The 8,195-nt window shown below is 32.2% G+C and carries 5 protein-coding genes; 3 read left to right on the forward strand and 2 right to left on the reverse strand.

The features are described 5' to 3' along the window. Nucleotides 1-151: 151 nt before the first annotated feature. Together HMPREF3241_RS02020 and HMPREF3241_RS02025 are read right to left on the reverse strand one after the other, a co-directional pair. Complete coding sequence (locus tag HMPREF3241_RS02020; RefSeq protein WP_002487475.1) at nt 152-1,468, reverse strand: CoA-disulfide reductase; 1,317 nt, start codon at nt 1,466-1,468, stop codon at nt 152-154. A 77-nt stretch (nt 1,469-1,545) separates the two neighbouring features. After that, entirely contained in the window at nt 1,546-2,367 is an 822-nt protein-coding gene (locus HMPREF3241_RS02025) for a Cof-type HAD-IIB family hydrolase (RefSeq protein ID WP_002446060.1), read from the reverse strand. A gap of 112 nt (nt 2,368-2,479) precedes the next feature. On the opposite strand from HMPREF3241_RS02025, the gene HMPREF3241_RS02030 reads away from it, so the two are divergent. The 3 genes from HMPREF3241_RS02030 to clpB all read left to right on the forward strand — a co-directional run bounded on the left by HMPREF3241_RS02030 (nt 2,480) and on the right by clpB (nt 7,805). Further along, nucleotides 2,480-2,788 carry a metal-sulfur cluster assembly factor gene (locus HMPREF3241_RS02030; RefSeq protein ID WP_001829290.1) on the forward strand — a complete coding sequence of 103 codons (309 nt, stop codon included), beginning with the start codon at nt 2,480-2,482 and terminating at the stop codon, nt 2,786-2,788. A gap of 373 nt (nt 2,789-3,161) precedes the next feature. Further along, entirely contained in the window at nt 3,162-4,985 is a 1,824-nt protein-coding gene (locus HMPREF3241_RS02035) for an acyltransferase family protein (RefSeq protein ID WP_002487476.1), read from the forward strand. A 210-nt stretch (nt 4,986-5,195) separates the two neighbouring features. After that, nucleotides 5,196-7,805 (forward strand): ATP-dependent chaperone ClpB, encoded by a 2,610-nt coding sequence (gene clpB / locus HMPREF3241_RS02040; protein WP_002491610.1) that lies wholly within the window; start codon nt 5,196-5,198, stop codon nt 7,803-7,805. Nucleotides 7,806-8,195: the final 390 nt, after the last annotated feature.

The raw sequence follows: 8,195 nt of genomic DNA on the forward strand, positions 1-8,195 counted from the left end.
TATATAATTCCCACTAATTGGGGTCAGTCTATCTTTTAAAAAATTCATTTTGGTCTTTTTATATGAAAATGATAGGTTTATTTTCTTTTCCTAAATAGTCACTCTTGTTATTTCTCTCATACTATTCATAAATTATGAATTGTGTGGAATGTTATTGTGCTTTATACCCAATTAAATTAATTAAATCTTTTGGATGACTATAGGGAGGGGCATATGCTACTTCAAATTCTGTTAAATCATCCACAGTAGCATGATTCATCATTGCCATTGATAATACGTCTATTCTTTTGTCGGCACCTTGTTTACCAACTGCTGCTGCGCGTAAAAGTTTTCTCGAGTCTTTTTCAAAATAAACACGTAAATGTAGTGGTGAATTTCCTGGGTAATATCCTGCATGAGCGCCTTGCTTAACTTCAACCATATCATAATTGAAATTTGTAAGTTCATTTGGTTTGATGCCAACACTTGCTAATGTATAGTCAAAAAATTTCACTATATTATTTCCTAGATAACCTTTAAAGTGAATAGACGAATTTCCAGAAAGTTGTTCAGCTATAATACTTGCACCACGGTGTGCTCCCCAAGCAAGTGGAACCTGTGCCGGTAAATTCACATGACGATAATGTGAAGTAATAACATCACCTAATGCATAAATATTTGGTATATTTGTTTGGAAATTATGATTTACTGGGATATAACCTTTATCATCTAGTATGACGTTAGATGATTTAATAAATTGTGAATTTGGATGCGTACCTACACCTTCGATAATAAGATCATAGTTTTCAACTTTACCAGATGTGAATGTTACTTCATGTCCATTGACTTGACTAATTTCTTCGTTAAATCTATAAGTGATATTTCTTTTTTCTATTTCGTCGATGATGGGTTGATTCATATCTTGATCCATCAGTTTATTAATATTTGTAGAGCGATGAATCCATGTGACATCCAAACCTCTATGATGTAAATTTTCAAGAATTTCTAAAGAGATGTACCCCGCGCCAACAACAAGTGCACGTTGTGCTTTAGTATTCGTAATAAAGGTATCAATTGCCTCAGTATCTTCGAGATTTCGCACAGTAAATGAGATATCACTATGAGTGTTTAATCGGTTTGCAGATGCGCCAGGACTTAAAATCAATGTATCGTAACTTTCTTCAAAAGTTTGATTAGTTTGATGATTTAAGACAGTAACTGTTTGTCTTTTATCATTGATTTGTATAACTTCATGGTATGTTTTTACTGTGATATGCTTTTTGTCATAAAATTGATCAGGCGTATATGCTAAAACTTTACGACGGTCCTCGATAACGTTGCCAATATAATAAGGTAATGCACAATTGGCAAAGCTCATATCTCTATCTTTTTCAAAAACAATGATTTCACTCTCTTTATCTAATCTTCGAATTTGACTTGCACAAGTCGCACCACCAGCAACTGCACCGACTATTATAATTTTATTCATAGCTGTCTCTCCTTTATATATGTATGATATTAGAAAACGTATACCTTTTTAATCATCACTTGGATTGTTTATTCAACTTAATAATAACGCATTTTTAAATTAAAAAAGTCATTTAAATAACGACCTATGCCGTCCTCATTATTACTATACGTAATATTATTTGCTATTTCTTTTAAGTCTTTTAAGCCATTATCCATTGCAATGCCATGGGTCGCATACTTTATCATTTCTATATCATTGTCCTCATCACCAAACGCAATGATATGATCGTCGGCGATATTTAAATAGTTTTGAACATGTTTAATTCCACGTGCTTTGTTGATTCCGCGTTTCACAATTTCTATGACTGGGAAAGGGGCACCCCAACGGCGATGTTCGATATTCTCTGCATAAAAATGGGTTAACATATCTTTAATTTCAGGAATATTTTCTTCTTCTGCTTCAACAAGTAGTGACGTAGGTGCCTCATTAAGATTTTCTAGTAAATTCCCCGTTTGAATTTTAGGATTCCCCATAGAAAAACCTTCAAAAAGTCTTGGATCATAACTATTGATAAAGACATAATCTTTTACTTCGGCAATGATATTTGTAATATGAGATTGTTGAAGCGCTGTAATAATATTTTTAGAAATTTCAACATCTAGTACTTCGTGTATCACTTCGAAATCATTTGCTTTTGGGTGATGCACAAATGCGCCATTAAAATTAACCACAGGTGTGTTCATATTGAGTTCATGATAATACATCTGGCTCGCACGATAAGGTCTTCCAGTAGCAATCATAACGTAGTGTCCACATTGTTGTAATTCGGTTAATACTTGTTTAGTGTAAGGTGAGATTTCTTTATTGTCATTTAATAATGTACCATCTAGATCTAGACAAATTAAATAAGGTTGCATATATTACTCCTTGTGTTGTTAATTATCATGTAACAGTATCATAGCATTTTATTGGCGTTTTGTCGGATATTTGATATATTGGTGTAAAGAAAATTTTAAAGAGGTGATACTGATGGAAGAAGCACTAAAAGATAGTATCTTAGGCGCTCTTGAAATGGTAATAGATCCTGAGTTAGGGATAGATATCGTTAATTTAGGTTTAGTATATAAAGTTGATGTTGATGATGAAGGTTTATGTACAGTTGAAATGACATTAACTTCGATGGGATGTCCATTAGGACCACAAATTATTGAACAAGTTAAGAGCGTTCTAGCTGAGATACCGGAAATTTCTGATACAGAAGTAATGATTGTATGGAGTCCACCATGGAATAAAGATATGATGTCTCGTTATGCCAAAATAGCTTTAGGCATCGGATAATTGAAAGGATAGCTACTCATTGTTTTGAGAAATGATGTAGCTATTCTTTTTATCTTTATAAAAGGAAATTCAAAATACAATATTGTATTTTGATTTAATATTTTTATAAATTAGCTCTACAATAAAATTGAATTAGTATTACAAATGTATTACAATATTTAAGACTTATAACCTTTTAACGAGGCATATCTTATAAAGTATATTCATTAATAACATAGCAGGGATGGTTGTAATCTAAAGAATGACCTTGTTAATTTAATAAGGATAAGATTTGTTTAAATAAATTGATTAGAAATAATAGCGTGCGTCTAATGAAAATGATTAAAAAATACGCGTCTTATAAAATTTATTATTATTAGGGAAGAATGTAACAATGAGAAAAAAATTAAATAATGAATATCGCTCTGCTAAAAAAATGCGATATATGCCTGGATTAGATGGTTTGCGAGCAATTGCAGTCATTGGTATTATTATTTATCACTTGAATAAACAATGGTTAACAGGTGGTTTTTTAGGCGTAGATACTTTTTTTGTTATTTCAGGTTATTTGATTACGAGCTTATTACTCAAAGAGTATGAAGATACTGGAACAATAAATCTTAAAAATTTCTGGATTCGTCGTATAAAAAGGTTATTACCAGCGGTATTCGCATTAATAGTAGTTGTTGGAATTGCAACTTTATTATTCCACCCTGAGCATATTGTAAGAGTTAAACATGATATGATAGCAGCAATATTTTACGTATCTAATTGGTGGTATATTGCTAAAGATGTCAATTATTTCGAGCAATTTTCTTTTATGCCTTTAAAGCACCTATGGTCACTAGCCATTGAAGAGCAGTTTTACCTCTTTTTCCCAGCAGTACTCTTATTACTTATGGCTATAGTTAAGAAAAAGAAAAATGTCATACTGATGTTTTGGATTATATCTTTGGTTTCATTATTAATGATGGTTGTTATTTCTCAACCTCACTTGAACCATTCAAGAGTATATTTTGGAACTGATACAAGATTGCAGACACTGCTTTTAGGTGTACTTCTAGCATTTATCTGGCCACCTTTTAAATTAAATCCCAATCCACCTAAAGGATTAAAAACTGTGATTAATAGTGCGGGTATTATAGGACTTACATTTTTAATTCTATTATTCTTTACTGTTAGTGATGAAAGTGATTGGATTTATAATGGTGGATTTTATCTTATTTCAACAATGACTTTGCTAATTATTGCAAGTGTTGTTCATCCAACTACAATTTTAGCTAAGTTATTAGGAAATCCTGTATTTGTTTATATTGGAAAGCGATCATACAGTTTGTACTTGTGGCATTTCCCAATAATGAGTTTTGTTCATAGCTATTTTATTGATGGTCAAATGCCAACATATGTTTATATTTTGGACATCATTCTTACAGTTTTATTTGCAGAATTATCATTTAAATATGTAGAAACACCATTGAGAAAGCAAGGTTTTAAGGCTTTTGCAATTAAAAAAACATACAAACCTCAATTTATTAGAACTATTGTAACGCTTGTTATACTTTTACCTACTATTTTCATTTTAATAGGCGTTTTCGATAAGTTTGGAAAAGATACCATATCGAACAAAGCGCAAACATTTAATACCGATGAGGCTGATCAATATCTTATTCACATGATACCGATTGATAATATTTCGTTAACAAGCGATGGTAAAACTAAAGCGAATACAAAAGATAATGATGTATATACGCAAATTAAGCCGTTATTAATTGGTGATTCAGTTATGGTAGATATAGGGGAACAATTTAAAACGAAAGTACCCAAAGCTAAAATCGATGGCAAAGTCGGTCGTCAACTCTATCAGGCCGAGAGCCTCGTTAATCAACAATATAAGCAATATCGTAAACCAACAGATCAAGTCATACTTGAGCTAGGTACAAATGGTGATTTTACTAAAGAACAATTAGATCAGTTGATTGGTAAATTTGGAAAGGCACAAGTATATCTTGTAAATACGAGAGTGCCACGATCATATGAAAACCATGTTAATACGTTGATGGCAGAAGCGGCTAAAGATAAAAAGAATGTAACTCTAATTGATTGGTATAGTCGCTCAAAAGGGCATACAGAGTATTTTGCTCCAGACGGCATCCATCTTGAAAATGATGGCGTAGAGGCATTGACAGATGAAATATTGAAAAGTATAAAAAAGAAATAATATATTAATTAAAGAGGAAGAACTCTATTCATTTGGAATTGAGTTCTTCCTCTTTTTTTACTTGATTATCATAATAAAATGAAAAACATGAGCAATTAATGTTGATTTAATGATGAGAAGGGTCTATAATATAATTAAGGTCAAAGAAAGTCAAAGTCAAATTTATTTTTCTATACTTTGACCCACTCTGAATGATAGAGGTGAAATAAATTGGATATTAATCAAATGACATATGCTGTACAAGGTGCCTTACAAAAAGCAGTCGCGTACAGTAAAGAATATGAATTACAAAATATTGAAATTGAAGCTTTATTAAAAGCTACGATGAATGAAAATGATAGTTTATTTAAAAGTATATTAGAAAGAGCAAATATTGATGTTAATCAACTAGAACAAGCATACGATAATCAATTAAGTCATTATCCAACTGTACAAGGAGACAATGTTCAGTATGGACAGTATATTAGTTCTAAAACAAAAGAATTATTAGACAAAGCCGAGAAATATATGAAGTCCTATGAAGATGAGTTTATTTCTATGGAACATATATTACGTGCAGCCATAGATACTGATGAGACTACTCAAAAATGGGTCGGCAATAAAGCAGAAGTCATTAAAGAAATTATAACTAAAGTTAGAGGGGGAAATCATGTGACATCTCAAAATCCAGAAGTTAATTATGAAGCTTTAGAAAAATATGGTCGTGATCTTGTAGAAGAAGTACGTCAAGGTAAAATGGACCCTGTTATCGGTAGAGATGAAGAAATACGTAATACAATTCGTATTTTAAGTCGAAAAACAAAAAATAATCCGGTTTTAATCGGTGAACCAGGTGTAGGTAAAACTGCAATTGTTGAGGGTTTAGCACAACGAATTGTACGTAAAGACGTTCCAGAATCATTACTCGATAAAACAATTTTCGAGCTTGATTTAAGTGCATTAGTTGCAGGTGCAAAATATAGAGGTGAATTTGAAGAACGTTTAAAAGCAGTATTGAAAGAAGTAAAAGAATCTGAAGGTCGAATCATCTTATTCATTGATGAAATTCATATGTTAGTAGGTGCTGGTAAAACAGATGGTGCTATGGACGCAGGAAACATGTTGAAACCAATGCTTGCGCGTGGTGAATTGCATTGTATAGGTGCTACGACATTAAATGAATATCGTGAATATATTGAAAAAGATTCAGCATTAGAACGTCGTTTCCAAAAAGTTAGTGTCAGTGAACCTGATGTTGAGGATACAATATCAATTTTACGTGGTCTAAAAGAACGTTATGAGGTCTACCATGGTGTACGTATACAAGACCGTGCACTTGTTGCAGCGGCTGAGTTATCTGATAGATATATTACCGATAGATTTTTGCCAGATAAAGCTATAGATTTAGTCGACCAAGCGTGTGCGACAATACGTACAGAAATGGGATCAAATCCAACAGAGTTAGACCAAGTAAATCGTCGAGTAATGCAATTAGAAATTGAAGAAAGTGCCTTGAAAAATGAATCTGATAACGCAAGTAAACATCGTTTAGAAGAACTTCAAGAGGAATTATCTAATGAAAAAGAAAAACAAGCCTCTTTAAAATCACGTGTTGAACAAGAAAAAGAAAAAATTGCTAAAGTACAAGAAAAACGTGCTGAACTAGATAGTAGTCGTCAAGCTCTTGAAGATGCACAAACAGAAGGTAATCTTGAAAAAGCAGCAGAATTACAATATGGTACAATTCCGCAATTAGAAAAAGAATTGCAAGAATTTGAGGAAGCCTTTCAAGATGAAACTGGCGAAGATAGTGAAAGAATGATTCGTGAAGTCGTTTCAGATGAAGAAATAGGCGACATAGTTAGTCAATGGACAGGTATACCCGTGTCTAAACTTGTGGAAACAGAAAGAGAAAAGCTATTAAGTTTAAGTGACATCTTACACAAACGTGTAGTAGGTCAAGATAAAGCAGTTGATTTAGTATCTGACGCAGTAGTTAGAGCACGTGCTGGGATTAAAGATCCGAATAGACCAATCGGAAGTTTCTTATTCTTAGGACCTACTGGAGTAGGTAAAACTGAATTAGCAAAATCGCTTGCTTCATCACTTTTTGATTCTGAAAAACATATGATTAGAATTGATATGAGCGAATATATGGAAAAACATGCTGTATCACGTTTAATTGGTGCACCTCCAGGCTATGTAGGCCATGATGAAGGTGGTCAATTAACTGAAGCAGTTAGACGTAATCCATACTCAGTTATTTTGTTAGACGAAGTTGAAAAAGCACATAGCGATGTTTTTAATGTATTACTTCAAATACTAGATGAAGGTCGTCTTACGGATTCTAAAGGTAGAAGTGTTGACTTTAAAAATACTATTATCATCATGACTAGTAATATTGGTTCACAAGTATTACTTGAAAATGTAAAAGATGCTGGTGAAATTAGTGATGATACAGAGAAAGCAGTTATGGACAGTCTACATGCATACTTCAAACCTGAAATATTAAATCGTATGGATGATATCGTGTTATTTAAACCATTATCAGTTAACGATATGAGTATGATTGTAGATAAAATTTTAACACAATTAAATATGAGATTATTAGATCAACATATCTCAATTGAAGTGACAGAAGAAGCGAAAAAATGGTTAGGTGAAGAAGCGTATGAACCACAATTTGGTGCAAGACCATTAAAACGCTTTGTTCAACGACAAATAGAAACTCCAATTGCACGTATGATGATTAAAGAAAGTCTACCTGAAGGTACAATCATTAAAGTAGATTTAAATGACAATAAAGAACTTGACTTTAAGGTTGTTAAACCTACGTCTTAATCTAGAACAATATTAATTTATAAAATAAAAACATACTAAGATTAGCTATGAAGAAATCTATGACGATAGATTTTTTCATAGCTATTTTTTATAGTTATAGAGAGGAGTAGACTGTCCAGACTCTTGGATTTTAAATCCGTATAAAAAACAAGTCAGCTTTACTCTCGCCTTTTGAAATTCGTTTGTAGTATGTTGGGTTCCTAAAACCGTGTATAGGAAAATGAAATGAGAAAGGTTAAGTAAAGTTTTTAGCTTCTCAACTATTCAAAGGAGGTTTTTTTATCGATTACTTAGGTGTTGATATTAGTAAAAGGAGTAGTGTAATTGCACATTATAAAAATGCAAAATTCCAAAAAGAGTTTTTCATCCAAAATAATAAAAATGGCTACA

It is taken from the genome of Staphylococcus sp. HMSC34G04 (genome assembly GCF_001838765.1).
In the GTDB taxonomy this organism is placed as follows: domain Bacteria; phylum Bacillota; class Bacilli; order Staphylococcales; family Staphylococcaceae; genus Staphylococcus; species Staphylococcus epidermidis.

What these genes read in the sequence shown, in the direction of transcription:
- HMPREF3241_RS02020 (WP_002487475.1), bottom strand. Translation starts at nt 1,468, where the DNA reads ATGAATAAAATTATAATAGTCGGTGCAGTTGCTGGTGGTGCGACTTGT.
- HMPREF3241_RS02025 (WP_002446060.1), bottom strand. Translation starts at nt 2,367, where the DNA reads ATGCAACCTTATTTAATTTGTCTAGATCTAGATGGTACATTATTAAAT.
- HMPREF3241_RS02030 (WP_001829290.1), top strand. Translation starts at nt 2,480, where the DNA reads ATGGAAGAAGCACTAAAAGATAGTATCTTAGGCGCTCTTGAAATGGTA.
- HMPREF3241_RS02035 (WP_002487476.1), top strand. Translation starts at nt 3,162, where the DNA reads ATGAGAAAAAAATTAAATAATGAATATCGCTCTGCTAAAAAAATGCGA.